Source organism: Bradyrhizobium sp. CCBAU 45389 (genome assembly GCF_028128625.1).
GTDB lineage: Bacteria > Pseudomonadota > Alphaproteobacteria > Rhizobiales > Xanthobacteraceae > Bradyrhizobium > Bradyrhizobium liaoningense_B.
The window spans coordinates 247,936-274,165 of record NZ_LBIY01000099.1 but is presented as its reverse complement, the minus strand read 5'-3'; the positions used below and the strand labels follow the sequence as shown (position 1 = coordinate 274,165).

The 26,230-nt window shown below is 64.0% G+C and carries 23 protein-coding genes; 10 read left to right on the top strand and 13 right to left on the bottom strand.

The window, feature by feature from the left end; genetic code table 11:
- Window positions 1-162: 162 nt before the first annotated feature.
- Window positions 163-342 carry a hypothetical protein gene (locus tag XH79_RS40475; RefSeq protein WP_271585323.1) on the top strand — a complete coding sequence of 60 codons (180 nt, stop codon included), beginning with the start codon at window positions 163-165 and terminating at the stop codon, window positions 340-342.
- A 121-nt stretch (window positions 343-463) separates the two neighbouring features.
- Here the strand turns inward: XH79_RS40475 and XH79_RS40470 are convergent, their stop codons facing one another.
- On the bottom strand, window positions 464-1,351 hold the full coding sequence (locus tag XH79_RS40470) for a 50S ribosomal protein L11 methyltransferase (protein ID WP_271585322.1): 888 nt from the start codon (window positions 1,349-1,351) through the stop codon (window positions 464-466).
- 163 nt (window positions 1,352-1,514) lie between these two features.
- Between XH79_RS40470 and XH79_RS40465 the strand changes: the two genes are divergently transcribed.
- Window positions 1,515-1,670 carry a Flp family type IVb pilin gene (locus XH79_RS40465; protein ID WP_144441701.1) on the top strand — a complete coding sequence of 52 codons (156 nt, stop codon included), beginning with the start codon at window positions 1,515-1,517 and terminating at the stop codon, window positions 1,668-1,670.
- A 504-nt stretch (window positions 1,671-2,174) separates the two neighbouring features.
- On the opposite strand, the gene XH79_RS40460 is transcribed toward XH79_RS40465, so the two are convergent.
- Both XH79_RS40460 and XH79_RS40455 read right to left on the bottom strand, forming a co-directional pair.
- On the bottom strand, window positions 2,175-2,405 hold the full coding sequence (locus XH79_RS40460) for a hypothetical protein (RefSeq protein ID WP_271585321.1): 231 nt from the start codon (window positions 2,403-2,405) through the stop codon (window positions 2,175-2,177).
- A 50-nt stretch (window positions 2,406-2,455) separates the two neighbouring features.
- Window positions 2,456-4,066, bottom strand: a complete 1,611-nt coding sequence (locus XH79_RS40455) for a phytoene desaturase family protein (RefSeq protein WP_271585320.1) — start codon at window positions 4,064-4,066, stop codon at window positions 2,456-2,458.
- Between the two features lie 219 nt (window positions 4,067-4,285).
- On the opposite strand from XH79_RS40455, the gene XH79_RS40450 reads away from it, so the two are divergent.
- Window positions 4,286-6,565, top strand: a complete 2,280-nt coding sequence (locus XH79_RS40450; protein WP_271585319.1) for a fused MFS/spermidine synthase — start codon at window positions 4,286-4,288, stop codon at window positions 6,563-6,565.
- A gap of 111 nt (window positions 6,566-6,676) precedes the next feature.
- Here the strand turns inward: XH79_RS40450 and XH79_RS40445 are convergent, their stop codons facing one another.
- Both XH79_RS40445 and XH79_RS40440 read right to left on the bottom strand, forming a co-directional pair.
- Complete coding sequence (locus tag XH79_RS40445; RefSeq protein ID WP_271585318.1) at window positions 6,677-7,675, bottom strand: glycerophosphodiester phosphodiesterase; 999 nt, start codon at window positions 7,673-7,675, stop codon at window positions 6,677-6,679.
- 38 nt (window positions 7,676-7,713) lie between these two features.
- On the bottom strand, window positions 7,714-8,496 hold the full coding sequence (locus XH79_RS40440; protein ID WP_271585317.1) for a L,D-transpeptidase: 783 nt from the start codon (window positions 8,494-8,496) through the stop codon (window positions 7,714-7,716).
- A 380-nt stretch (window positions 8,497-8,876) separates the two neighbouring features.
- Here XH79_RS40440 and XH79_RS40435 point away from each other — a divergent pair, with 380 nt between their 5' ends.
- Complete coding sequence (locus XH79_RS40435; protein WP_271585316.1) at window positions 8,877-9,203, top strand: hypothetical protein; 327 nt, start codon at window positions 8,877-8,879, stop codon at window positions 9,201-9,203.
- 3 nt (window positions 9,204-9,206) lie between these two features.
- On the opposite strand, the gene XH79_RS40430 is transcribed toward XH79_RS40435, so the two are convergent.
- Together XH79_RS40430 and XH79_RS40425 are read right to left on the bottom strand one after the other, a co-directional pair.
- Window positions 9,207-9,968, bottom strand: a complete 762-nt coding sequence (locus tag XH79_RS40430; protein ID WP_271585315.1) for an ABC transporter permease — start codon at window positions 9,966-9,968, stop codon at window positions 9,207-9,209.
- Window positions 9,965-10,888: an ABC transporter ATP-binding protein gene (locus XH79_RS40425; RefSeq protein ID WP_271585314.1), complete on the bottom strand. Its 924-nt coding sequence runs from the start codon at window positions 10,886-10,888 to the stop codon at window positions 9,965-9,967. Before XH79_RS40425 ends, XH79_RS40430 begins: the two co-directional genes overlap by 4 nt.
- Before the next feature lie 286 nt (window positions 10,889-11,174).
- On the opposite strand from XH79_RS40425, the gene XH79_RS40420 reads away from it, so the two are divergent.
- A complete protein-coding gene (locus XH79_RS40420; protein ID WP_271585313.1) occupies window positions 11,175-11,891 on the top strand; it encodes a hypothetical protein in 717 nt (238 codons plus the stop codon).
- 34 nt (window positions 11,892-11,925) lie between these two features.
- On the opposite strand, the gene XH79_RS40415 is transcribed toward XH79_RS40420, so the two are convergent.
- Both XH79_RS40415 and XH79_RS40410 read right to left on the bottom strand, forming a co-directional pair.
- Window positions 11,926-13,104 carry a cytochrome P450 gene (locus XH79_RS40415; protein ID WP_271585312.1) on the bottom strand — a complete coding sequence of 393 codons (1,179 nt, stop codon included), beginning with the start codon at window positions 13,102-13,104 and terminating at the stop codon, window positions 11,926-11,928.
- Window positions 13,105-13,116: 12 nt separating this feature from the next.
- Entirely contained in the window at window positions 13,117-14,325 is a 1,209-nt protein-coding gene (locus XH79_RS40410) for an ABC transporter substrate-binding protein (protein WP_271585311.1), read from the bottom strand.
- A 102-nt stretch (window positions 14,326-14,427) separates the two neighbouring features.
- Here XH79_RS40410 and XH79_RS40405 point away from each other — a divergent pair, with 102 nt between their 5' ends.
- Window positions 14,428-14,907 (top strand): MarR family winged helix-turn-helix transcriptional regulator, encoded by a 480-nt coding sequence (locus XH79_RS40405; protein ID WP_271585310.1) that lies wholly within the window; start codon window positions 14,428-14,430, stop codon window positions 14,905-14,907.
- A 42-nt stretch (window positions 14,908-14,949) separates the two neighbouring features.
- Here XH79_RS40405 and XH79_RS40400 read toward each other — a convergent pair whose 3' ends face one another.
- Window positions 14,950-15,801 carry an alpha/beta fold hydrolase gene (locus tag XH79_RS40400; RefSeq protein ID WP_271585309.1) on the bottom strand — a complete coding sequence of 284 codons (852 nt, stop codon included), beginning with the start codon at window positions 15,799-15,801 and terminating at the stop codon, window positions 14,950-14,952.
- 128 nt (window positions 15,802-15,929) lie between these two features.
- Here XH79_RS40400 and XH79_RS40395 point away from each other — a divergent pair, with 128 nt between their 5' ends.
- Window positions 15,930-16,550, top strand: coding sequence for a CGNR zinc finger domain-containing protein (locus XH79_RS40395; protein WP_271585308.1), 621 nt, complete (start codon window positions 15,930-15,932; stop codon window positions 16,548-16,550).
- A 156-nt stretch (window positions 16,551-16,706) separates the two neighbouring features.
- Window positions 16,707-17,645, top strand: a complete 939-nt coding sequence (locus tag XH79_RS40390; RefSeq protein ID WP_271585307.1) for a LysM peptidoglycan-binding domain-containing protein — start codon at window positions 16,707-16,709, stop codon at window positions 17,643-17,645.
- 27 nt (window positions 17,646-17,672) lie between these two features.
- Here the strand turns inward: XH79_RS40390 and XH79_RS40385 are convergent, their stop codons facing one another.
- Window positions 17,673-21,764, bottom strand: a complete 4,092-nt coding sequence (locus tag XH79_RS40385; RefSeq protein WP_271585306.1) for a VCBS domain-containing protein — start codon at window positions 21,762-21,764, stop codon at window positions 17,673-17,675.
- A 429-nt stretch (window positions 21,765-22,193) separates the two neighbouring features.
- On the opposite strand from XH79_RS40385, the gene XH79_RS40380 reads away from it, so the two are divergent.
- Both XH79_RS40380 and XH79_RS40375 read left to right on the top strand, forming a co-directional pair.
- Window positions 22,194-22,838 carry a FecR family protein gene (locus XH79_RS40380; RefSeq protein WP_271585305.1) on the top strand — a complete coding sequence of 215 codons (645 nt, stop codon included), beginning with the start codon at window positions 22,194-22,196 and terminating at the stop codon, window positions 22,836-22,838.
- A gap of 12 nt (window positions 22,839-22,850) precedes the next feature.
- On the top strand, window positions 22,851-23,705 hold the full coding sequence (locus XH79_RS40375) for a tetratricopeptide repeat protein (RefSeq protein ID WP_271585304.1): 855 nt from the start codon (window positions 22,851-22,853) through the stop codon (window positions 23,703-23,705).
- A gap of 23 nt (window positions 23,706-23,728) precedes the next feature.
- On the opposite strand, the gene XH79_RS40370 is transcribed toward XH79_RS40375, so the two are convergent.
- Together XH79_RS40370 and XH79_RS40365 are read right to left on the bottom strand one after the other, a co-directional pair.
- Window positions 23,729-24,802: a tartrate dehydrogenase gene (locus XH79_RS40370; protein ID WP_271585303.1), complete on the bottom strand. Its 1,074-nt coding sequence runs from the start codon at window positions 24,800-24,802 to the stop codon at window positions 23,729-23,731.
- A gap of 21 nt (window positions 24,803-24,823) precedes the next feature.
- Complete coding sequence (locus XH79_RS40365; RefSeq protein ID WP_271585302.1) at window positions 24,824-26,122, bottom strand: MFS transporter; 1,299 nt, start codon at window positions 26,120-26,122, stop codon at window positions 24,824-24,826.
- Window positions 26,123-26,230: the final 108 nt, after the last annotated feature.

The following is a 26,230-nucleotide window of genomic DNA, read 5'->3' as shown; positions in this document are numbered from 1 at the left end:
ATCGGTCCGCAATCTAGACGCATTTTCATCGCATCTGGCATGGACTGTGCTTGAAAATGTTCCATTCGAATTGAGTGGAGTAAAGGATGCGGCAGCTGCGCTTCGTCCGGATAACAGGGAAATTCGAGCAAGTGGTTCATCTCAACGGCGAGGGGACACACGATGCCAGCGTTCACTTTTGAGAAGATCTCGCCGCCGGCGCGCCGCGCCCCGGCCGCAACGGGGCCGAAGAAGCCGCGCGGGCTCATCAGCCAGATGATCGACCGTTTCGCCGAGCGCCGCGCAAGGCGCGTCTTGAAGGGCAAGCGCGTCGTGCACCGGGACGACAAGCCGGCGGAATAGCGCGGCATCGATCATGCCGTAGGGTGGGCAAAGGCGCTCTTGCGCCGTGCCCACCATCGTCCACGATTATCGATCGTTATGGTGGGCACGCTTGCGCTTTGCCCACCCTACGGCACCTCGTTTACCCCACCTTCCTCAACAGCAAACTGCTCCACCCCTCGATCCGCAGATGCCGCAATGGCACGAGACCGCGCGCGCGATAGGCGGCGATCACGGCGGGCGCCTGATGCGTCAACAGGCCGGAGAGGATGACGCGGGCGCCGGGCGCAAGGTGCCGCGCCATCGGGCTCGCCAGCTGCCGCAGCGGGTTGGCGAGGATGTTGGCCAGCACCAGGTCGAACGGCCCGGCCCTGGCAAAATCCGGTGCGGCGAAGCCGGTGGCGCGGATGACCCGCACATGCTGACCGGCTTCATTCAGCGTCGCGTTCTCCGCTGCCACCCGCACCGAGGGCGGATCGATGTCGGAGGCCAGCACCGCGCGATGCAGCGCCTTGGCCGCCGCGATGGCCAGCACGCCGGTTCCGGTGCCGAGGTCGAGCACGTTGCGCGGATGGGAACTCTTCAGGACATGGTCAAGCAGGAGTAAACAGCCGCGCGTGGTGCCGTGATGGCCGGTGCCGAAGGCGAGCGCCGCCTCGATCTCGATTTTGAGCTTGTTCGGCGCCACGCGGTCGCGGTCATGGCTGCCGTGCACGACGAAGCGCCCGGCCGGCACCGGGACCAGATCCTCCAGGCTCGCCTTGACCCAGTCCTTGGCCTCGACGGTGTCGAAGACAAGCGTGTTGGCAATGTCATTTCCTGCTGAAGTTACAATGAATTCGCGCAGCCACGCCTGGTCCGGTGCCTCGGCAAAATGCAGCGTGACGTCCCATTGGCCGTCCGGCCGCTCGAAGGCGGCGACTGCTGCGTCGCCCTCGAAAAACACCTCGGTGAGCACATCGACGACGCGCCTTGCGGCGGTCTCGGTGCCGATCGAGAAGCTGGCGCGATGGGTGGGGGAAGGCTGCATCTTCAGGGTTCCATCCGGTCAATTTTGGAAACTTTTGCGCGCAATTTTCCGCATAAGTTGAATCTCGAGATTAACTGGACCGAAGGTCGCACCCCGTAGATTTGCGGCTGTTGGGGCTGACCAACACAGCTTGTGATTGAAACGGAGGCACGTCTTGAAGCGCATGGTTTTGAAGTTCTGGTCCGACGAATCCGGTGCGACCGCAATCGAATACGGCCTGATCGCGGCCGGTATCGCTCTGGCGATCATCACCGTGGTGAACAGCCTGGGTACCACGATGAACGAGAAGTTCGGTTCGATTAGCAGCTCCTTGAAGTAATTTCCGCCTCCGATTTCCAGCGGGGGCCACTTTCTTCATAGAAGTCCAGACGAGCGCCCGCGCGAGGAATTGCCCTCGGCGGGCGATGTCGTTTAGGGACTGGTTTGATGCCCACCGGCTGTCCGGTAGCGTTCCAAGGGAAGGGCGATGGGGCGCCGGTCTAAAGCACCTAATACATCCGTAGACGTCGATGGACGGCCGTTGTCTTGGTTCAACGCTGAGATAGAGCGTTGTTTGTACGGCTATGAAAGGGGCGGAACCAGCCAAGGCCGCAAAGCCTTTTTCAAGCGCTTGATCTGGACCGAGGCGGAGCGCGAGCGCGTTCACGGCATCCCGGCTCCTAGTCGCCGATTTGGATCATAATTCAAACTGGGACACTTGCCTCCGGCCGACATAGTTGCGTCCACAGTCTGTCCGAGCGTTTCTTCCAACGCTATTCACTGATTTTTCCCAAGGCTGTCCGGTTGTTTTCCACAGCATCTCGATAGGAGAGATGGGAGGATATCAATCCTGCCTACCGAGTAGGTCTCGCCCAGCAGCCGTCCATCTTGCTCTTATGCGCCGCCCTGCCTGAGTATCGGCCTCCATAAGCCCATATCGGACAAGGAGATACATCGCGGCTGCGTTCACTCCGATGGCGCCGCTATCCACTAAGACCTCGCCGGTGTTTTTGGTGTCCCTTCCGCAATAGGCGACAACCAGATCGGCGATGACCTTCAGTTCCTCCTTTGTCATGCCGTTCTCCATGCTTTGCCAACAGGCCTGTCCACAGCCCATCCACAGACCTATCCACGGCTTCCGAACAGCGCGCGATGGTCCCGCAAGATCACGCGGGCGGCGTTGTGGCCGGGGGCGCCGGTAACGCCGCCGCCGGGGTGGGCGCCGGAGCCGCAGTGATAGAGGCCCCTCAGGGGTCCGCGATAATCGGCATGGCCCAGCATCGGCCGCGCCGAGAACAGCTGGTTCAGCGTCAGCGCGCCGTGGAAGATGTCGCCCCCTAACAGGCCGAACTGCCGTTCGAGATCGAGCGGGGAGAGGATCTGGCGGCCGAGCACGCTCGACGCAAAACCCGGCGCGTAAGCATTCACCGTCGCGATCATGAGATCGGCGACCTCGTCGCGGTGGTCGTCCCAGGATTTTCCATCGGGCAGCTCGGGCGCGACGTGCTGGCAGAACAGGCTCGCCACGTGTTTTCCCGCGGGGGCCAGCGTGTCGTCGAGCGTCGAGGGGATCAGCATCTCGACGACAGGCTGTCGGCTCCAGCCCTGCGCCCGCGCATCGAGATAAGCGCGGTCCATATAGGGAAGGCTGGGCGCGAGGATGATGCCGGAGGTGAGGTGATTTCCCTCGCCCGATAGCGCCGTGAAGGAGGGCAGGCGGTCCAGCGCCACGTTCATGCGGAAGGTGCCCGAGCCGTTCTTCCAGTGCCTGATGCGGGCGAGGAACTCCTGCGGCAGCGCGTCGGCCGCGATCAGCCGCGTATACAGCAGCTTTGGATTGACGTTGGCCGCGACATATTTCGCGCGGATCGTCTCGCCGTTCTCCAGCACCACGCCGACCGTGCGGTCGCGCTCGACGATCACCTCGCGGACGCCGGCATCGGTGTCGATCGCAACGCCGCGATCCCTGGCGGCGCGCGCCATCGCCTGCGTGATCGCGCCCATGCCGCCGATGGCATGGCCCCAGACGCCCTTCTTGCCGTTCACCTCGCCGAAGGCGTGATGCAGCATCACATAGGCCGAGCCGGCGGCGTAGGGACTGGCGTAATTGCCGACGATAGCATCGAAGCCGAACAGCGCCTTGACCAGATCATGCTCGAACCGCTCGTCCAGCATCTCGCCGGCCGAGCGGGTGAAGAGATCGAGCAGGCTGCGGCTTTGCTCCAGCGTCAGGCCGCGCAGGATGTTGGCGCTCTGCAATGCGTTCACGGCCTCGCGGATCGCATTCGTGCCGAAACCGTCGAGCAGATTCGGCGGCGCGCGCAGCACGAATTGCCTGAGCACGTCGGCGATGTCTTCCAGTTCGCGCGAGAAGCCGTCGAGCGCCTCCGCATCACGCGCGCTGAGCCGTGCGACTGACGCTTTGGTCCGCCCCTCGCCGGTGAGGAGATAGCTGCCGTCGGGCGCCGGCAAGAAATTCTGTGCACGGCGTTCGACCACGCGCAGGCCGTGCTCGGCAAGCTTGAGGTCACCGATCACCTGAGGATTGAGCAGGCTCACCGTGTAGGCCGCGACCGAATTGCGAAAGCCTGGATGAAACTCCTCCGTCACGGCGGCCCCGCCGACCACCTTGCGCCGCTCGACCACACGCACGCGCAGGCCCGCCATCGCGAGATAGGCCGCGCAGGTGAGGCCGTTATGGCCAGCGCCGATGATGACGACGTCGGTTTCCGTCATGAGAGATTCGAGTTGTTCGGCCCACCGTCATTCCGGGGCGCGCATAGCGCGAACCCGGAATCTCGAGGTTCCGGGTTCGATGCTTCGCATCGCCCCGGAACGACCTCTAATATCAAGCAATCCTCGCTGCAACATCACGACACGCTTTATTGCCCGTTCAGGCGCTGTGTGCTCCATTGCACCCCGTCCGGCGCCCGCCGGGGTTTTGCCGGAGCTTTCATGGATTCGATCGTGCAACCCGCCGCCACGGAGCAGCCTTCGTCGTCGCGCAACCGGCTGCTGCTGACGGTCTACACCGCTGCGATCTTCGTCAGCGCGCTGCTGCTGTTCTCGGTGCAGCCGCTGTTCACGAAGATGGTGCTGCCGCGGCTCGGCGGCTCGCCGGCGGTGTGGTCGGTGGCCATGGTGTTCTTCCAGTCGTTGCTGCTGGCGGGCTATGCCTATGCGCACTTGTTGATGCAGGCGAGGAACCGGATCGTTCCGGTGGCGGTGCATCTGGTGCTGCTGGTCGCGGCCTTCGCCACGCTGCCGCTCGGCATCGCGTCGGCCTATGGCGAGCCGCCGGCCTCGGGCTACGCGTTCTGGCTGCTCGGCCTGTTCGTGGTCTCGATCGGGCTGCCGTTCTTCGCACTGGCCGCCAACAATCCGCTGCTGCAGGCCTGGTTCGTCCGCACCGGCCATCCTGCCGGCCATGATCCCTATTTCCTCTATGCCTCCTCCAACATCGGCAGCTTCCTCGCGCTGCTGTCCTATCCGTTCCTGCTGGAGCCGATGTTCACGCTGCACACGCAGAACCGGTTCTGGACCGGCGGCTATGGCCTGCTGATCTTGCTGATTGCCGCCTGCGGCGTGCTGTTGTTGCGCTCGCCGAAGCTGGCGGTCGCGGATGCGCGAAGCGAGGACGTCAACGCGCCGGCGCCCGGCCTCGTGACACGGCTGCGCTGGATATTCCTCGCCGCGGTGCCGTCCGGCCTGCTCATCGCGGTGACCGCGCACATCTCGACCGACGTCGCGGCGGCGCCGCTGCTCTGGGTGCTGCCGCTGTCGCTGTACCTGCTCACCTGGGTGGTCGTGTTCCAGTCGCGGCCGCTGCTGCCGCACAAATGGATGCTGATGCTCCAGCCGGTCGCAATCGCGGGAGTCGTTGTCCTCTTGGCTTTTGGCGGCGAGCAGAATCTGCTGCTGACGCTCGGCGGTCATCAATTGTGCTTCTTCGTCATCGCCATGGCCTGTCACGGCGAATTGGCGCGGACGAGGCCGGCTGCCAAATATCTCACCGGCTTCTATGTCGCGCTGTCGTTCGGCGGCATGGTTGGCGGCCTCTTTGCGGGCCTGGTCGCGCCCTTCACCTTCTCGTGGATCGCCGAATATCCGATCCTGATCGCGCTCGCCGCGCTGTGCCGACCGTCCGCGAACGAACGCCTCGCCGGCATCGTGAGATGGTACTGGCTGGCGCTCGCCGCGCTCGCGGTGGCGCTGATCGCGCCGTCCACGACCACGGGCGATCTCTCGACCTGGTTCGAGGATCACCGCGTCTGGGTCGCCGGCTCCGTCGGCGTGCTCGCCGCGCTGCTGACACTGGCGCTCAATGCGGGACGCTGGAAGATCTTCGCCACCATCGCGCTGGCGCTGGCCTTGATCCGGATCTATCCGGCGGACGAGGGCCGCGTCACCACGGTGCGCAGCTTCTTCGGCGTGCACAAGATCGTGGAGACGCCCGGCGGCTATTTCCACGTGCTCATGCACGGCACCACCATCCACGGCGCCGAGCGCTTCCGAAACAATGACGGCACGCCGGTCAGCGGCCGGCCCGAGCCGATCACCTACTATCACAAGGACGGCGGCATCGGTCAGGCCGTCACCGCGATCCGCGAACGCAAGGGCGCGCCGCTCAAGGTCGCCGCGATCGGCGTCGGCTCCGGCACGCTCGCCTGCGCCGCCGAACCGGGGGAGGACTGGAAATTCTTCGAGATCGACCAGTCGATGGTGGATGCCGCGCGCGACCCCAAGAATTTCCGCTACATCTCGAGCTGCCTGCCGGACATGAAGCCTGTGATCGGGGACGCGCGCCTTACCTTCGCCAAGGAGCCGGACGGCGCCTACGATCTCATCATCGTCGATGCCTATTCATCCGATGCGATCCCGATCCATCTTGCCACCGAAGAGGCGATGAAGATCTACAAGGACAAGCTCGCGCCGCACGGCGCCGTGGTGATGCACGTCTCCAACCGCCACCTCGATCTCGAGACCGTCGTGGTCGGCATTGCCGACGCCAACGATCTCAAAAGCTGGGTCTTCAACGAGGATTCGGGTCGCGATTCCGATTACATCTTCTCGACCGACGTCGTCATCTCCGCGCGCGAGGAGGAAGATGTCGGCAAGCTCGCCGCCTCCAAATCGTGGGAGCAGACCGAAGCCGATGACAGGGTGCGGGTCTGGACCGACGACTATTCGAACATCCTGGGCGCGCTGTACCGGCGTGTGAGGGACGGGGAGTAGGCCGCTTCGTAGCCCGGATGGAGCGAAGCGCAATCCGGGGCCGTTCTTGCGCGGCGACACTGATCCCGGATTGCGCTGCGCTCCATCCGGGCTACGAGGACAGGCCGAGGCTTACGGCTCCACCGGCGTCCCCGCCGGCAGCGCAATTCCCTTCTCGCCGGCGACCTGCCGCAACAGGACCGGATTGTCCGAGATGATCCCGTCGACGCCGGTCTCGATCATCCGTGCCATGTCCTCGCGCTTGTTGACCGTCCAGACCACCACGCGCAATCCGAGCGCATGGGCCTCTGAAACCAGCGCCGGGGTCACGTCGCCGAAATAGGGTGACCAGATCGCGCCGCCCGCAGCCTTGACGGTTCGCGGCAGCGAGCCGCCGTGATCGGCCGGGCTGAAACCCGCAGTCCAGCTGGTAGCCTTGTCGAGCGCCACCGTCGGAGCCGAGCCGCGCTGGAGTGTCAGGTACACGGTTGGAATCTTCGGCGCCTGCTGCTGGACGAGCTGCAGGGTCCTCCAGTCGAATGACTGGATCATGACGCGATCGGAGAATTTTTCGGCTTCGATCAGTCCGAGCAGCCTGGTGACGAAACCTTGCGGATCGAGGGATTCGTCCGGATGGTTCGGATCGATCTTGGTCTCGATGTTGAAGCGCACGCTGGCGTTGCCGGACTTGCGCACCAGCGCGAACAGCTGCTTCAGCGTGGGGATGCGCGTCCCCGGCAACGCGCGCTGCTCGGGGAATTGCCTGGCATAGGCGCTGTCGGGGCGGATCTGGCCGACGTCATAGGCCCTGAGGTCGTCGAGCCGTAGCTTGACAAAGGGCGTGCCGGGCGCGGCCACATAGGCGCCGCTCGCATCCCGTGCGAGATCGGGATTGAGCCCGCGCTCATGCGAGATGATGACCTCGCCATCGGCGGTCACGCCGACGTCGAGCTCCAGCGTGTCCACGCCCATCGACAGCGCGTTGGCAAAGGCGGGCAGGGTGTTCTCCGGCAGCAGCGCCCGCCCGCCGCGATGCGCCTCGAGATCAAAGGCCATGGCTTTTCCTGCAATGGCTTGTCCCGCGGTGAGAACCGAGAGCACGGTCAGGATGGTCGTGGCACGTGACGGCATGGTGCCTCGACTGTTAAGGGCGCTTGGTGGCGGCCGCGTCAGTTCTGATAGTAATTGCCGCGCGGCTGATAATACTGGCGAGGCTGCTGCTGCTGATAATAGTAGCCCTGCTGGCCATAGCCCTGGTCGTAGGTTGGCTGCGGCAGTTGCTGATAGGCCTGCGTGCCATAGGGGCGCGTGATCGGACGCGGTGCCGGATAGCGTGCGCCGGTGTCGCTGCCATCGGCCGGATAGATGTAATTGTCGTCCTGCGGCATGTAGCGGCGGGCGGGCTGTGCCGGCGGCGTCAGGTTCACGGGATCACCCGTGGTGGCGTACTGCTCCTCTGCCGGCTGCTGGGCGCGGGCCACCGCAGTGTTGGTGCGGCCGCGCGGATTGCGGGCCAGCGCCACCTGCGCCGAGCCGGTCAGCGTCACCGTGGTGTTGAGCACGCCCTGCTGCTGCACCAGCGCATAGAGCGTCGATGCGTTCTGGCGCGACAGGCGCACGCAGCCATGCGACGCCGGCGAGCCGAGCCGGCCGACCGAGTCCGTGCCGTGGATGGCGTGCCCGACCTTGGTGAAGAAGATCGCGTGCGGCATCGGCGCATCGTCGAATTCCTTGGAGTAGTGATCCTCTTCCATGCGGAAGGCGCGGAAGGCGCCGCCCGGCGTCTCGCGCGAAGGGATGCCGGTCGACACCGGCCAGCGGTAGCGCGCGACGCCGTCGACGGCGACGGTCATCTGCTGATTGTCCTTGTCGACGGTGATCTCGACCTTGGCCTGCGCGGTGCCAGCGCTCAAAAGCATCAGGGAGGTGAAAGCGATAAAAAATGAACGCATCTGGAAACGCATTTGAGTTCTGGCCTCCGGCCTGTTTCACGCCAGAGCATGATCCGGAAAAGTGTGTAGCGGTTTTCCGAAAAGATCATGCTCAAACAATAACACCGCGGCTCTCCGTCCCCCGGCATGCAATATGCCTGCAATCCGGCTTCCGTTCCAGCGGCCCGCCGACCCATCGTTAACGTGATGTCTGATGTAAGCAAGGCCGCTTTGTGCCGCGCGGCCAGCGGCGATGCTGACATTTTCGCGAGCGGACATGCGTTCACATCGCCGACAATTCGTCACAAAGGCGCAACCATTTGGCCGCGCGGTGCGTTGATGATGGCCTGCCCAACGGCGGCATTCGCCGCCGTTTACTCTGTACTTCCCTGGGACTGAAGATGAACAAAGCCCGCGTTACCGCCGCCGCCCTGCCGGCCGGCTTGCCCGTCCGCCTGCTGTTCGCGACCGCCGCCATCCTGCTTGCACTGCTCGCATTGCCTCGAGCTGGTCATGCTCAAGGCATCGTGCGCGGCGCCCAGGAAGGGTCCTATGAAGGTCACCGGATCGCCGGTCCCGTCGGAGGCGTGGTCGGTGGTGCGGTCGGCGCCGGTGTCGGCGGCGCCGTGGGTGCAGTGGAGGGCGTGTTCGGCATTCCCCATCGCCACTATCGCCACCGCTGCCACGGGTATTACGATGGCTATCACCGCTTTCATTGCTACCGGTGACGGCTAGTTCTTCAGCCGGTAACCCGTGCGGAAAATCCACCAGATGATGCCGAGGCAGATCACCAGGAACGCCAGCGTCATGCCGATGCTGACGGATACGCTGACGTCGGCGATCTCGTAGAAGCTCCAGCGGAAGCCGGAGATCAGATAGACGACCGGATTGAGCAGCGCGACCGTGCGCCAGCCCGCCGGCAGCATGTCGATGGAGTAGAAGCTGCCGCCGAGGAAGGTCAGCGGCGTCACCACCAGCATCGGGATCATCTGCAGCTTCTCGAAGCCGTCGGCCCAGATGCCGATGATGAAGCCGAACAGGCTGAAGGTCACCGCCGTCAGCACCAGGAAGGCCAGCATCCAGACTGGGTGGTGGATATGCAGCGGCACGAACAGCCCGGCGGTGGCGAGGATGATGAGCCCGAGGATGATCGACTTGGTCGCGGCGGCGCCGACATAGCCGAGTACGATCTCGAGGTATGAAATCGGCGCCGACAGGATCTCGTAGATCGTGCCGGTGAATTTCGGGAAGTAGATGCCGAAGGAGGCGTTGGCGATGCTCTGTGTCAGCACCGAGAGCATGATCAGGCCCGGCACGATGAAGGTGCCGTAGCTGACGCCCTCGACCTGGCTGATGCGCGAGCCGATGGCGGCGCCGAACACCACGAAATAGAGCGAGGTCGAAACCACCGGCGAGACGATGCTTTGCAGCAGCGTGCGCCAGGTGCGCGCCATTTCGAACAGATAGATGGCGCGGATGGCGCGGTGATTCATGACGTCCTCACGAGGTCGACGAAGATGTCCTCGAGCGACGATTGCGTCGTGTCGAGATCGTTGAAGCGGATGCCGGCATTGCGGAGGTCGCTGAGCAGGCTGGTGATGCCGGTGCGCTCGCCCTTGGTGTCGTAGTCGTAGACCAGCGTCGCGCCGTTGTCGCAGAGGTCGAGCTCGTAATGCGCGAGGCTCTCCGGCAACGATGTGACCTTGCCCTGCAAGTGCACCGTCAGTCGCTTCTTGCCGAGCTTCTGCATCAAGGTCGCCTTGTCCTCGACCAGCACGATCTCGCCCTTGTTGATGACGCCGATGCGGTCGGCCATCTCCTCGGCTTCCTCGATGTAATGCGTGGTGAGGATGATAGTGACGCCGGATTGCTGCAGCGTGCGCACGACTTCCCACATGCCCTTGCGCAGCTCGACGTCGACGCCGGCGGTGGGCTCGTCCAGGAACAGGACCTGCGGCTCGTGCGAGAGCGCCTTGGCGATCATCACGCGGCGCTTCATGCCGCCGGAGAGCGTGATGATCTTGTTGTCCTTCTTGTCCCAGAGCGAGAGGTCCTTGAGCACCTTCTCGATGTGATCAGGATTCTTCGGCTTGCCGAACAGCCCGCGGGAGAAGCTCACGGTGGCCCACACGCTCTCGAAGGCGTCGGTGTGCAATTCCTGCGGCACGAGACCGATCAGCGAGCGCGCCTTGCGGTAGGAGGTCTGGATGTTCTCGCCGCCGACCAGAACCTTACCTTCGCTCGGGTTGGCGATGCCGCAGATGATGGAGATGAGCGTGGTCTTGCCGGCGCCGTTCGGGCCGAGCAGCGCAAAAATCTCGCCGCGCTTGATATCGAGATTGACGTTCTTGAGCGCCTTGAAGCCGGACCCATAGGTCTTCGACAGGTTGGCGACGGAGATGATGGAGGACATGATGGCCGTAAGGCTGAAGGGCAAAGGCTGGGGAGGGGGCTGGAACCGGCCCGGAAGGGCGGTCAGCGGAGCCCTGAGATAGGAATGCCCTTGCCCGGCCGCAATCGGCTGGAGAAAAATGGTCTCAAAACAGGCCCTTTGGTGGCAGGTTCCGGGCTAGTGTTGCGCAACCGCCACGGGCTGCGGCTAAGATTGTCGCTCACGCGGCTCTTTGTTGCGTCTGCGAGCGGGCCGTGGCTACGATTCCGGCCAATCGCGAAGCGTATTGTCCCCAGGGAAAACATCGATGAGACCGAACGGCCGTCACACCGCCGGCGCCAGCCAATTGCCCGCCCTCCGTGTGTGGGCGATTTGCCTGCTTCTGCTGTCAGTTGTTGCCATCAGCCCGACCACCGCGAGGGCGGCGCCGAGCCAGGCCCAGGTCGCGACCACGCATGTCTACCTGCTCCGCGGCGTGCTCAACATCTTCTCGCTCGGGCTCGACACGATCGGCTCCCGCCTCCAGGCGCAGGGCATCCCGGTGACCGTCGCGAACTTCGTCTCCTGGTCCTCGCTCGCCGATGAAGCCGCGACCGCCTACAGGGCCGGCCGCATCAAGACCATCATCCTGGTCGGCCATTCCTCCGGCGCGACCGCGCTGCCGGACATGATCGCCAAGCTCAACCAGCTCGGCGTGCCCGTGAAGCTCGCGATCGGCCTCGATTCCGTGTTCAAGACCAAGCTCTCGACTGGCGCCGAGCGCTACATCAACATCTATATCGGCGACGGCCCCGGCGAGCCGGTGCGGGCTGCGGCGGGCCTGCGCGGCAAGCTCGACAATGTCGACGTGCGCGGCACCGGCGTCGGCCATATCTCGATCGACAAGAACGAGGCGATCCAGCGCCGCGTCATCGCCGAGATCGACGCCGCGATCATGCGCTCGCGCGCCCCGGCTCCCGTCGCCGAACCCGGCGCATCGCGGCCCGCTCGCGCCGCGGCGGCAACGGCTCCGGCGAGGAACTGAGCACATCGCTGGCGCCCGGATCGTGTGATGCCGCCTAAGCGGCCGTCACACGCACCGGCATGCTCTCCAGCCCGCGCAGCGAATTGTTGAGCCTGCGTTTCGGCTCGGTCGCGAGCTCGATCGTCTTCACGCGCCGTGCGAGCTCGCCGAAGATCAATTCGCCTTCCAGACGCGCGATCATCTGGCCGACACAGGCGTGGATGCCGGCGCCGAAGCCGACATGGCCGGTCGCGACCCGCTCGACCTCGAAGCGATCGGGCCTGTCCCACCGCGCGGGATCGCGATTGGCCGAGGCCATGAACAGGAGCACCTTGCGGTGGGCGGGGATCACGCCGCCTGCGATCTCGACCTCGCGTGAGGTGGTGCGAAAGAACGTCTGCACCGGTGAATCGTAGCGCAGGCCTTCCTCGAACGCGTTGCGCGCCAGCTCCGGCTTGTGATGCAGCTTGCGGTATTCGTCCGGATGCGTGGCGAGCGCGAGCAGGGTGTTGCCGATGCCGTTGACGGTGGTGTCGATCCCGGCGGTGAGGAACGGCCGCACCAGATGCGTTGCCTCGTGCTCGGTGATCTCGCCCTCGTCGGCCGCCTGGTAGATCATCATGCCGAGGCTGTCGGGCCGCAGCGCATCCCGCGCGCAGCATTCCATGATCCAGCTCTGCGCCGCGAGTCCTTCCTTCCGTGAAGCCGCGGCTATCTCGTTCTCGGGACCGAAGCTGTTGAACACGAACGTGCTCCAGGCCAAGAGCTTCTCGCGGCCGTCGGGCCGGATGCCGATCGCGTCCGGAAACACCTTCATCGGAAAGGCCTCCGCAAGATCCGTCACGGCATCGAACGTGCCCTTGTCGATCAGCTCCGTGACCTTCTTCTCGGCCTCCCGCTGGAACGTCTCGCGCAGCTTCCTTGCGACGCCCGGCGACAGCGTGCGGCCGAGGACGCGTCGGCCCTTGTCGTGGTCGGGCGGATCGATCTGGAGCGTCAGCGGTTTTGGCAGCGCCGGATTCATGCCGTGGAGTCCGACGCCTTCGCCGCTGATGAAGGTCTTCCAGTCCTTCAGCGCCGGCTCGACCTCGGCATAACCGGCCATCGCCCACACGCCGTAACGCTCCAATTCGAACACAGGCCCGAGCGCGCGCAGCGCCTGATAGGCGGGATAGGGGTCCATCAGGAAGTCAGGCGCAAACGGGTCGGCCTGGCTGGATGCAATGCCGCTCATGGTCAGATCCCGCTATTGCTTGGTCAGCGGGCACTGGCCTTCGCTCTCGGCGCGGAACGCGTCCTCACCCTTGATCGTGGCGACGACCTTCAGCAGATCCCAGGCTGACTTCGATTCCTCCGGCGCCTTGACCTGGAGCAGGTAGAGCGGATGGATCTTGCGTCCGTCCTTGCGGATATAGCCCTTGCCGAACAGCGGATCGTCGGTCGGCATCTCCTTCATCGCGGCGACGGCGGCCTTGCCGTCCTTGGCGCTGCCGATCTTGTCGACCGCCTTGAGGTAGTGGATGACCGAGGCATAGACGCCGGCCTGCATGTCGTTCGGATAGGCCTTCGAGGGAATGCGCTCGGCGAAGCGTTTGGCGAACGCCCGCGTGCCGTCGTTGAGATCCCAGTAGAACGGATTCATGATCTGCGCGCCTTGCGCAAATTTCAGGCCCAGCGCGGGAAGGCCGTTCATGCCAAGGATCAATCCAACCAGCTTGTGGTCCCGGGTCAGGCCGAACTCGGCGGCCTGCTTCATCGAGGTGATGGTGTCGTCACCGGCATTGGCGAAGCCGACGACATTCGCGCCCGATGCCTGGGCCTGGAGCAGGAAGGAGGCGTAGTCGGCCGTTCCCAGCGGATGCCGCACGCTGCCGAGCACCTCGCCGCCGGACGCTTTCACGGCTTCCGCGGCCTGCTTCTCCAGATCATGACCGAAGGCGTAGTCGGCGGTGATGAAGAACCACTTCTTGCCGCCCTGCTGCACGATCGCCTTGCCGAGACCGCGGCCATAGGCATAGGTGTCGTAGGTCCAGTGCACCGTGTTCGGCGTGCACTTCTCGCCGGTCAGCAGCACCGTGCCGGCGCCCGATCCGACAAACACCTTGTTCTTCTCGGCGCTCATGCCGGCCACCGCGAGCGCGATCGACGAGTTCGGGATGTCGAAGATCGCATCGACGCTCTCGTTCTCGTACCAGCGCCGGGCGATGCCGATCCCGATATCGGTCTTGTTCTGATGGTCGGCCGCGACGACCTCGACCGGCTTGCCGGCGGCCTTCCCGCCGTAATCCTCGACCGCCATCTTGGCGGCGACGACCGAGCCGATGCCCTGATAGCTCGCGAACGGACCGGATTGGTCGTTGAGGATGCCGATCTTCACCGCGTCCTGGGCGAACGCCGGCGCCGCGGTCAGCATTGCGGCCAACATGCACAATTTGTGCAGGAATTTGCTGTTCATTGTGTCCCTCTCCCATGGGCGGTCTTGGTGCCGCTGAATAATAGTTATATTTTATAGCTATTTTTGAGAGTGTCAATTCGGCCCGCCCAGGGATTGCAAATCATGAGCCCGAAGACCCCGAAATCCGGAGCTAAATCTGCCGAGCAGCAGGAGAAATCGCTGGATCTGAATGCGCTTCAGCGCACGCCCGGCTTCATGCTGCGCCTCGCGCAGCTGAAATTCTTCGAGGGCTTCTACGAGGAGTTCGCCGCCCTGGGTCTGACGCCCGCGACCTACGCGATCTTCGCCGTGATCCGCGACAATCCCGGTGTGCCGCCGAGCAGTCTCGCCAGCCTGCTGCGGCTGCGCCTGCCGAACCTGATCAAGATCCTGAACGAGCTCGAATCGTCCGGCTTCATCAAGCGCAACCGCTCCAAGGCCGACCGCCGTGCGGTCGAACTCATGCTCACGCCAAAGGGCGCAAAGCTGATTGCCGAGGGGGCAAGGCTGACGGAGCCCTATAATCGGAAGATGCTGGCTCCGCTGAGCGAGGTCGAGCAGCGCACGCTGCTCGACCTCTTGAACCGGATGCTGCCGCTTTAGGCTGGCGCGCGCTGTGGCAATCGACGATCGCCACAGCTCACGTCACTTCAGGAACGCGCGAATGCTCTCCGCGATCTCGCGCGCATGCGTCTCCAGTGCGAAATGGCCGGTGTCGAAGAACTGCACGACCGCATTGGGATTGTCGCGCCTGAACGCTTCGGCGCCGGGCGGAATGAAGAACGGATCGTTCTTGCCCCAGACCGCGAGGAACGGCGGCTTGTGCGTGCGGAAATACTCCTGGAATGACGGATAGAGCGCGACGTTGCTCTTGTAGTCGCCGAACAGGTCGAGCTGCACGTCGTCCGAGCCCGGGCGCGCCAGATAGAAATTGTCGAGGTTCTGTCCGTCTGGCGACACGGTCGCCTGATCGGGAACGCCATGGGTGTATTGCCAGCGCGTCGCCTCCGGCGTGAGGAAGGCCCGCAGCGCCTCGCGGTTCGCGGGCGAGGGATCCTGCCAATAGGCCTTGATCGGAGACCATCCGTCGCTGAGCCCGTCCTCATAGGCGTTGCCGTTCTGCGAGATGATCGCGGTGATCCGCTCGGGGTGACGCAGCGCGAGCCGGAAGCCGGTCGGCGCGCCGTAGTCGAAGACGTAGATCGCGAAGCGATCGAAGCCGATCACTTCGGTGAAGCGCTCGATCACCTGTGCGAAATTGTCGAAGGTGTAGCGGAAGCTTTCGCGCGAAGGCATGTCGGACTGGCCGAAGCCGGGAAGGTCCGGCGCGACGATGTGGAATTTGTCGGCAAGCAACGGGATCAGGTCACGGAACATGTGGCCGGCGCTGGGGAAGCCATGGAGCAGCAGCAGCTTCGGCGCTCCTCTGGGGCCGGCCTCGCGATAGAACACCTTGAAGCCATCGACGTCGGCGGTGCGGTACGTGGTCGGGGTCATGCCCGTCTCCATTGCTGATAGTAACCTGTCTAAAGCCTATAATTAGGTTACGTCTCCCCTGAGTAACTTGTCAATAGGCTCTTTAGTGGTTACTAAGGTAACGTTGCTTCGACGGCCAAGGACCGTTCATGGACAGACCGCTCGCCATGTTCATCGCCGACTCGCTCGGCCTCGATTTCCTCAACTCGGTCGCAACGCCAGTCGATATGCCTGTCGACTGGATCGACGATGGCGATGGCCTGATCGACTGGCTGTCGCAGGCGAAATTGGTGCCCGCGGAGGAGCTGAACGCGTTGAGGGCGCAGGCAAAGCCCGGCGAGCTCGACAAGGTCGCCGGTAAGGCCCGCGCGTTGCGCGAGTGGTTCAGGGGCTTTGTTCTGGAGCATGCGGGCCGACCGCTTGGCCCGAGCGCTCTGGAGGAGCTCGGTCCGCTGAACAGCATTTTGCAACAAGACGTAATGTTCAGACATATCGAAGCGCGGCAGGACGACAGCGATCGTGGCCTCGCGTTGCGGATGAAACGGCGCTGGCGATCACCGGAGTCCCTGCTGCTGCCCGTCGGCGAAGCCATGGCGAAGTTCGTCTGCGAGGAAGACTTCACCGATGTGAAGGCGTGCGAAGGCCATAACTGCACGATGCTGTTCGCCGACCATACCCGCAGGCGCGCACGGCGGTGGTGCATCATGGCGGTCTGCGGCAATCGCGCCAAGCAGGCCGCACATCGCAGCCGGCTCAAGGGCAGGCAATGATGGGCCGGGAGCGTGCTCATCCGGCAGGTCACGAGGCTTTGATGCGCGCGGCGGTGCGTCGCGCCCCGGTTCCCGTGCCCCAAAAACCACCCAATCGGTCGTCACTAAGCCGGTTTGGGAGAGGCTCTTGCCTCCCGTGGTGGGACTGCTGGACTGATGATTGATTTGAGGCGGCTAGTCGTGCTGGCAGCGGTGGCGCTGCTCGCCTTGGGCAACGGCATGGCTGTGGCCTCACCGGCCAAGTCGAAGCGCCCGGCCGTGACCGCCACAGCGCCGCCTCCCGCGCCGCCCGCCGAGCCGCTGCCGCCGCCGAAAATCTACCTGTTCCGCGGTGCCATGGGGCCGATCTTCTCGACCGGCATGGACCGGCTCAGCGAGAAACTGACGCAGGCCGGCTTCTCGGCCGACGTTTATGAATTCACGATCTGCCGGCTGATCGGTAACCGCGCCATCGCCAGCTACAAGGAGAGTCCGGCGCCCATCGTGCTGATCGGCCATTCGATGGGCGGGCTGTGCTCGGTCGTCATCTCCGAGATGGCGGCCAAGGAGAACATCCCGATCAGCCTGGTGATCGCCATCGATCCCGCGCACGCGACCGGCGACGTGCCGCTCAATGTCGAGCGCTTCATCAACATCTTCCTGTCCGACAGCGTGCTCGGCGGCGGCGACGTCGTGGCGGTGCCCGGCTATCGCGGCCATTACGCGAGCTACGACCTGAAGGAAAACAGCCGTGTCTCGCACATCAATATCGAGAAGTCCGACGACATCCATCGTCAGATCGTCGAGATGGTGACGCAGCTGCCGCGCATTCCGCCGCAGACCCAGGCCGATGCCGTGCCGCTGCGCTATCTCGTGCCTGCGGATACGCTGGTCGAATTGTGGGACAGCGGCGTGCGGGTGCCGGTGCGCCGCGGCGACACCATGGAGAGCATCGCCACAGCCAATCGCGTGCCGCTGTGGACGCTCGCGCAGAGCAACTCGCTTGCGGAGAACGCGCAACTCACCCCAGGACAGACCATCATCGTCCCGCGCCATCTGGCGCCGCCGGAGCCTGCCGCCGCGATGGCGACACCGCCGCACTCCGGGCGGAAGTAGAGCAAGAGCGGTCTCAGCAGATCGAGCTCACACCAGGAGATCGTGCTGCCCATGAGACCCGCCTGAGCCGCCCATGCCGTGAGCGACATCATCCAGCTGCGGGACCTCGCCCGCTGCCGTGGCGCCACCATGTCCGTAGGCATGTGCCACGCCTTCATGATGATCGGGCGGCGTCGGGAGATCGTCCACAAATGCGATGCTCGACTTCTCGATCGCCGGATTCACGAAGTTGAAGGAATCGCCCGGTCCTGACGAATGGCCCTGCGCGTTTCCGTGTGGACCGTGCGTGTCGTCTGCCGCAGAATGAGGTTGGCCATTGGACTTGTCGGGCGTCTCCATCGAAGCATGACTGTGTTTGCTGTCTTGAGATTGATTCGAATGAGGGTTGCCGCCGTTCCCGAGGCCTTTCTGGGAGGCGATATCGAGAAGAGCACTGGCGGTATCGGCAAGGCTTGCATGGCCATGAGCCTCGGCAGCCTTGCCGTTGTCTGGATGCTGGTCGATGGCAACGAGCGCATCCGTCATGCTGAAAGCGACGACATGATTTTGCTCCGTCGTACCGGTTGTGGCGATTCCGTTTGCATGGATGCTGTCGTCGGTCCGGGGCGGTTCGAAGACAAATTTGACGGGCTCCATCGATAGCGAATGGATTTTCGGTTCCGAGAGGCCGGAGAGTGTTGCAGTCTCGTCCGTGGCGGAAGCAGTGATCTCGTGGCTCCACGCGCTGTGATCCCGCTCGATATCGAAGGGATAGCTCACATCGATTGCGGTCGAGCTTCCGTCCAACGAAACAGAGCCGCTATTATACGTCGCCTCGGTGGAGGCGTCGGAGGTGCTTGATGTCATGATCGTCGCGTCGCCTTGCGTGGCGGCGGCCGGATCGATTGTGTCGCTCACCGCCTGGACCGGTGCCGCGGCTTGATCCACGATGAAGTCTGAGGAATCGATGGTCGCGACGCCCTGGAGATGAACTTCCAGCAGGCTGGAATCGCCGATCTGGAGGATTTGATCGGTCGGATTGACATACACGATGGTTTCGTTGGCCGAGCTGTCGTAGATCCAGGCGATGGTGTGCGGCGGCACGGACGAGTTTGTCGAGCTCAATGCCAGGATCACGAATCCGAGCGCGCCGATCGCCGTCAAATCGATCTTGTCGCTTCCCGATCTGAAATCGGTGATCGTATCGAACTGGCCGGCCCTAGAATCGACCGCCGACAGATAGACGAAGACGTCATCGCCGTTGCTGCCCGTGAGCTTGTCCGCTCCGAAGCCGCCGATGATGGTGTCGTTCTCGTTGCTGCCGTCGATGGTGTCTTGCCCGGAGCCGCCGTAGATGACGTCGGCCCCGTTGTTGCCCTTGATCGTATCGTTGCCGGATCCGCCGAAGATGGTGTCGTTCACGCCGGTTCCGTTCAGGGTGTCGTCGCCAGCACCGCCATAGACGATCTGGGAAACGCTGCCGCCGCCGGCGACGCTGTCGTGTCCAGGCGTGCCGTAGACGAACGGGGGATCGGAGACGACGGTTGATCCCGTCGCCAGATTGTCGAAGTCGTTGGGGTCGGCGTCGCTGGCGCCATGGATGGCGATCGTTACCTCTTGCGTGGTGCCGTCGATCGACGTCACCGTGAAATGATCGGTGAGCGTGTCGCCGACATCCAGCGCGTCGACCACGGCGTTGTTGTTGTCGAGCGTATAGGTCCACAGCCCGGACGCGGTCATCGTGAAAGTGCCGTAGCCGCCGTCGCTGGCCCTCGGCGAGGTCACCGCGGTGAACGTGTTGGCCGGATTGTCGAGGTCGGTATCGGTGAGCCTGCCGGTCGCGACCGGCGTGCCGGCGGCGATGCCGCCGGCTTCGAGCACCGAACCCGCCGTCGTTCCGGAAATCAGAGCGGCGTCATTGGTGCCGTTGATCGTGATCGACACCAGTTGCGGCGTGCCGTCGACCGTGGTCACGGTGAACTGATCGTGCAGCGTATCGCCGACATTGAGCGCCTGTACTGTGCTGTTGCTGTTGTCGAGCGTGTAGGTCCACGCGCCCAGCGCCGCCATCGTGAAGGTGCCGAAGCCGCCCTCGCTTGTCCTAGGCGTGGTGACCGGGGTGAAGGTGTTGGACGCATTGTCGGGATCGAGATCGGTCAGCGTGCCGGTCGCGGTCGGCGTACCGGGCGTACCATTGGCGACACCGCCGGCCTCGATCACGGAGCCGCTCGTCGTTCCGGAAATGACCGCCCCATCGTTGCTGCCGTTGATGGTGATCGTCACTGTCTGTGCGGTGCCGTCGGCCGAGGTCACCGTGAAGCTGTCTGTCAGCGTGGCGCCATTGTTGAGCGCCTGCACTGCGGTACTGTTATTGTCCAGCGTGTAGGTCCACACGCCCGCCGTGGTGATGGTGAAGCTGCCATAGCTGTGCGCGCTTGCCGTCGGCGTATTGACCGCCGCGAACGTGTTGGCGGGGTTGTCGACATCCGCTGCGAGAAGCGTGCCCGTCGCGACCGGCGTGCCGGGCGAAGTGCCGCCCGCCTCGACGACTGAACCGGTCGCAGTCCCCGAGATGATTGCGGCGTCGTTCGTGCCGTTGATCGTGATCGTCACCAGCTGCGGGGTACCGTCGATCGTGGTCACGGTGAACCGATCGATCAGCGTATCGCCGGCATTCAGCGACTGCACTGTACCGCTGCTGTCGTCGAGCGTGTAGGTCCAAACGCCGCCGGTTGTCATCGTGAACGTGCCGTAGCCGCCCGCGCTCCTGGTCGGCGAGCTGACCGTCGTGAAGGTGTTGGGCGGATTGTCGACGTCGGCGTCTGTCAGCGTTCCGGTTGCACTCGGCGTGCCCGGCGCCGAATTGGCGACGCCGCCGGCCTCCACCACTGCGCCGGCGGCGTTGCCGGAGATGATGGCGGTGTCGTTGACGCCGTGGATGTTGACGACGAAGGTTCGGCTCGTCGAGAACTCGCCGTCCGAGACCGTGATGATGAAGCCCATGGTCGTCGGCGACGACAGGGCATTGATTGCATCCGCGTTCGGAACAAAAGTGTAGGCGCCGGATGCGCTGTTGAGATAGAGGGTGCCATACGCACCGGTCTGCGAGAGATCGTAGGTCTGTCCGTCCAGGACCGTGGTGCCCGCCGTCCCGCCGCTGAGACCGTAGGTGAGGGGGGAATTGAGCGGGCTGCTGGCGGTGAAAGTGCCGGTTGTCGCGGTGAACGTGTCGTCGAATGCGATCGTGTCGATTTCGGTGGGCCCGCCCGGCACGTTCAGTGACGGCGGCGGACGTACGATCAAGGGTATGTCGGCCGGCGACAGTGCCGGAAGCAGGTTCAGCGGCGCCGGCGCGTTATCCGAGTTGAAGTTGATGTGCTGCAGCGAGGGGGCGATGACGCCAGGTGGCGTACTGGATCCCGTCGGGCCGCGCGTGAGATTGGCGAGCACGTCCTGTTGGGCTGCGTGCAGCTCCTCCATGCGAGCAGCGCTGTTGGTAACCTGATTCACGCTGACCGAGGAGCCGATCCTGTTCAGGACGACGGTTTCGCCTGGATCATCGACGATGATGTGCCGCGGTACGCGCTCCTTGGTGATGAGCTCGAAGGCGCCGTGTTGAAGGTCCTTGTAAGTGAGCGTATCGCTGTCGAGAAACGTGGCGTCGGGGTCCGAGCCTTGTGCTTCTTTCACCATCGAGAAAGTCAGCGCCGCCATCGTCAGGATGCCGAAGCCGGTCGCATGCGAGCGGCCGCGAACGCTGCCGAGGGGCGTGTCGACCGTCAGGGTGCCGCTGTTTGCCAGCCGACCGGCCGCGAACGCAAAGCTTCCGCTGGTGACCGCGACGATCGTCGAACGCGAGACGCAGTCGGAGTCGCAAGCGAACTCGCGCAGTTCGACGCGAGCTCCGCTGGCGACATTGAAGATGGTGTCGTCGAGCAGCCGGATCCCGATCTGCGCATCCGCAGCCGTTTCGATTACGTCATGGCGGCAGACAAGGTCGCCAATGCTGACCTGTGTGGGCGGGCCGTCATCGCGCGCGAGGGTTATGTATCCCAACGTGCTTTGAACGATGCCGATGATCTGGAGGGGAAAAGTCTTGGTGACCCCGTTCTGGGATCCAACGCCAAACGCAACTGACATAGCCGTGGCCTCGCGCGCCGAACAATTCCGGCTCGGCGCGGTGCCGCGGTCTTCTTGTCGGTATTGCTACGCCGCGGGCGCAATTTTTGGCGTTAGCAACCCCAGGCCTGCACGCCGAAAACGTCTGGTATGAAATGCGAACTTTATAGGTATAGCCAAGGTGGTGGCAGGTTCAGCGGAGATGCCTCTCCGCGCTTACAATTTGCGCTCTCAAGAAGTTGACGGTCGAGCTATGCAACATCTAGCTCACTTTCGCTGGCCAGGCAAACGGCTTGGGCCTAAGATCAAGCACGGCAGAATTGCTTTTTCTGGATGACGGGTCCGTTAGGGCCGATCCAGGTTGTAGATATTAACAATGCACGCGAGCTTGGTCGAAGCTCACATAGCTCCCATCAAGCGCCACGCAGATCTTCTCGGAAAGGGCGGGTCATGTGCAAGCATACGATTGCGGTTTTGGTGACTGGCTTCATTTGGGCATCGGCGAGCGTTCTCGCTGCGCTGGCGCAGGCTCAAGTCAATCCCGCGACACGCGGCCCTGAGGACGTTGTGCCGAAACCCATCGGCAAGGTCGTCGCCGTTACAGGTTCGGTCTCGATCGAGCATGCAGGTGCGGTCGTCGTCCAGGCGAAGCTCGGCGATCCGGCCGCGCAAACCAAGGTCGGCGATACCGTCTATCTGCGCGACGTGGTGCGAACCGGGGCGGACAGCCGGGTCAGCATCAATTTCAGCGATGGCTCGTCGTTCAATCTGTCGAGCAACGCGCGCATGGCCCTCGACGAGTACGTGTACGAGCCGGACGGCAAGTCCAACGCAACGTTCTTCAATCTGGCCAAGGGAACGGCGACTTTTGTCGCCGGCCAGATCGCGAAGAGCGGCGATATGAAAGTCGATACGCCCGTTGCAACGATGGGAATCCGGGGCACCACGCCGCATATCGAAATTGCGGATGACGGCGCGGTCAGGTTCTCGACCCTCATCGAAGAGGGCAAGAGCAAATTGATGAAGAAACGCATCACTGCTGCGGCGCCCGAGCAGGGGAGTGGTCCCAGGCCGAACATCTGCAGAGGATGCTGAAGCGGCACGGACATGACGATCAGGGCCGCCATCATCGACAGTGTCGCGCCCGTTCTTGTGCTGCTGTCGCTCGGTTCGCTGGCGGTCGCGCAGCAGCCGCAGAAGAAAAGTCATCTCCAGAGCATCGAGCAGTGCAACGGCACGGACCGTCTTCCGGCCCAAACCCGGATCGCCGGCTGTACGGCGCTGATCAATTCCGGTGATGCCAAGCCGGAGTCGCTGGCTGTGGCTTACAACAATCGCGGCAACGCCTATGCCGCCGCGGCGGAGTACGACCGCGCGATCAGCGACTTCAATCGGGCAAGCGAGCTCGCCACAGGCTATGCCAAGCCGGTCAACAATCGCGGCGTCGCCTATTTGAGGAAGGGGGCGTATGAGGACGCGGTCAAGGCCTTCGACGAGGCAATCAGGCTCAATCCGGACTATGCCAGCGCCTTCGCCAACCGCGCCGAAGCCCACCTGAAGCTGAATCAATATGAGCGGGCGGCGCGGGATTTCGATGAGGCCATCCGCCTCGATCCGAATTTGACGTGGGCATGGAGCGGACGCTGCTGGACCCGGGCGATCATCGGCGACCTGCAGGCCGGGCTCGACGACTGCGACAAGGTGATTCAGTCGGGATCGAACGATGCCGCGACATACGATTCACGCGCACTGATCCACCTGAAGATGGGCCAATTCGCCGCGGCCATCGACGACTACAACTCGGCGCTGCGCCTGGCGCCGAACCTGGCAAGCGCGCTCTATGGACGCGGACTTGCCAGGCTCAGGCAGGGCGACAACGCCGGCGGCGGTCGCGACGTCTCGGCAGCGAAGCTCATCGACCTCAAGATCGCCGACGCGTTCGCCCGCTACGGCGTGCAGTGACGTCGGGATTGAACCGACTGAAACTAGACGTTCGAGCCGTGGATCGCGTCGATCACGGCGTCGGTCACGTCCTTCGTCGTCGCCTTGCCGCCGACGTCGGGGGTCAGCACGCCGGCCGCGCAGACGCGCTCCACCGCCGCCATCAATCTTGCAGCCGCATCCTTCTCGCCGAGATGCTCGAGCATCTGCGCGCCGGTCCAGAACGTCGCGACCGGGTTGGCGATGCCCTTGCCGGTGATGTCGAAGGCCGAGCCGTGGATCGGCTCGAACATCGAGGGGAAGCGGCGCTGCGGGTCGATGTTGCCGGTCGGGGCGACGCCGAGGCTGCCGGCCAGCGCACCGGCGAGATCCGAGAGGATGTCGGCGTGGAGGTTGGTCGCGACGATGGTATCGAGGCTCTTCGGATGCAGCGTCATGCGCACCGTCATGGCGTCGACCAGCATCTTGTCCCAGGTCACGTCGGGGAATTCGGTCGCAACTTCAGCTGCGATCTCGTCCCACATCACCATGCCGTGGCGCTGCGCGTTCGACTTGGTCACGACGGTGAGGAATTTGCGCGGACGCGACTGCGCGAGCTGGAAGGCATAGCGCATGATCCGCGTCACGCCGACGCGGGTGAACACCGCGACTTCCGTGCCGACCTCTTCCGGCAAGCCCTTGTGGGCGCGGCCGCCCATGCCGGCATATTCGCCTTCCGAATTCTCGCGCACGATCACCCAGTCGAGATCGCCGACGCCGACATTGCGCAGCGGCGAGGCGACGCCCGGCAGGATCTTTGTCGGCCGTACGTTGGCGTATTGGTCAAAGCCCTGACAGATCGGCAGGCGCAGGCCCCACAGCGTGATGTGGTCGGGCACATCGGGGGCGCCGACCGCGCCGAAATAGATCGCGTCGAACTTCTTCAATTCGCTGAGGCCGTCCGCCGGCATCATCACGCCGTGCTTCTTGTAATAGTCCGAGCCCCAGTCGAACGTCCTCACGTTGAAGGCGAGGTCGCCGCTGCGTTGTGCGAGAGCCTCCAGCACGCGGACGCCGGCCGAGATGACCTCGGGGCCGATGCCGTCGGCGGGAATGGCTGCGATCGAATGGGTGCGCATGGGAAGGCTCCGTTTGAGAGATCAGTGGGATTGCGGGACGGGTTCGACGGGCGCGGTTTTCGCGCGCGACAATAGCAGGGTGAGGGCGGCCGAGAGAACGAGCAGGCCGCTGACGAAATAGAGTCCGCCGACGAAGCTGCCGGTCTGGTCCTTGATCCAGCCGATCATAGCGGGTCCGACGAAGCCGCCGAGATTGCCGATCGAGTTGATCGTGGCGATGCCGGCCGCGGCCGCAGGGCCGGACAGGAACAGCGTCGGCATGCTCCACAGCGGCGGCTTTGCTGAGGAGATGCCGATATTGACCAGCGTCAGCGCGACCAGCACGGCGACGACACTGGCCGCGAGCCCGGCATAGGCGAGCCCGGCTGCGGCGATCAGGCAGGCCCAGACGACATGCCAGGTGCGCTCGCCGGTGCGGTCCGAATGCCGCGCCCACAGGATCATGGCGACGACGGCCGCGGTTGCCGGCAATGCATTGAGGAAGCCGACCTGGAGCGAGGACAGGCCGAACTGCTTGATGATCTGCGGCGCCCAGACGCCGAGCGTGTAGAGGCCGGCCGAGGTGCCGAAATAGATCAGCGACAGCGCCAGCACGCGCGGATCGGCGAGGCCGCGCCAGATGCTGTGGCTCGCGGTCGCGGCCTTGCTGGTGGTCTCGACGTTCATGGTCTCGACCAGCCAGCGCCGCTCGTCATCGGCGAGCCACTTTGCTTTTTCCGGGCGATCGGTGAGGAAGCCGAGCACGACGAAGCCGAGCAGCACGGCCGGCAGCGCCTCCAGCACGAACAGCCATTGCCAACCCCTAAAGCCGAGCAGGCCGTCCATCTCCAGCAGCGCGCCCGAGATCGGCGAGCCCAGCACGGTCGAGAGCGGCGCGGCGGCCATGAACAGCGCGGTCACGGCAGCCCGCTGGCGTGCCGGGAACCAGTAGGAGAGATAGAGGATGATGCCGGGAAAGAAGCCGGCCTCGGCAACGCCGAGCAGGAAGCGCAGGATGTAGAAGCTGGTCGGCCCTTGCACGAAGGCCATCGCGGCCGAGACGAGACCCCAGGTGATCATCACCCGCGCGATCCAGATCCGCGCGCCGATCTTGTGCAGGATGATGTTGGAGGGCACCTCGAACAGGAAATAGCCCCAGAAGAAGATGCCGGCGCCGAAGCCGTAGACCGCGGGCGACAGGCCGATGTCCTTGTTCATCGTCAGCGAGGCAAAGCCGATATTGACGCGGTCGATGAAGGCGACGAAGTACAGCAACATGATGAAGGGAACGATGCGCCAGGTGATCTTGCGCAGCACGCGCGTCTGAATCTCGCTCGCCACCCTGGCCTCCTCGGTTCCGGCTTGTTGTTGTAAGGCGGACCTGGAGGTCTACGCCGGCAGCGAACCTAGGCGGGGGCAGGCGGCATACTCAATTGGCGCTGGTTTATA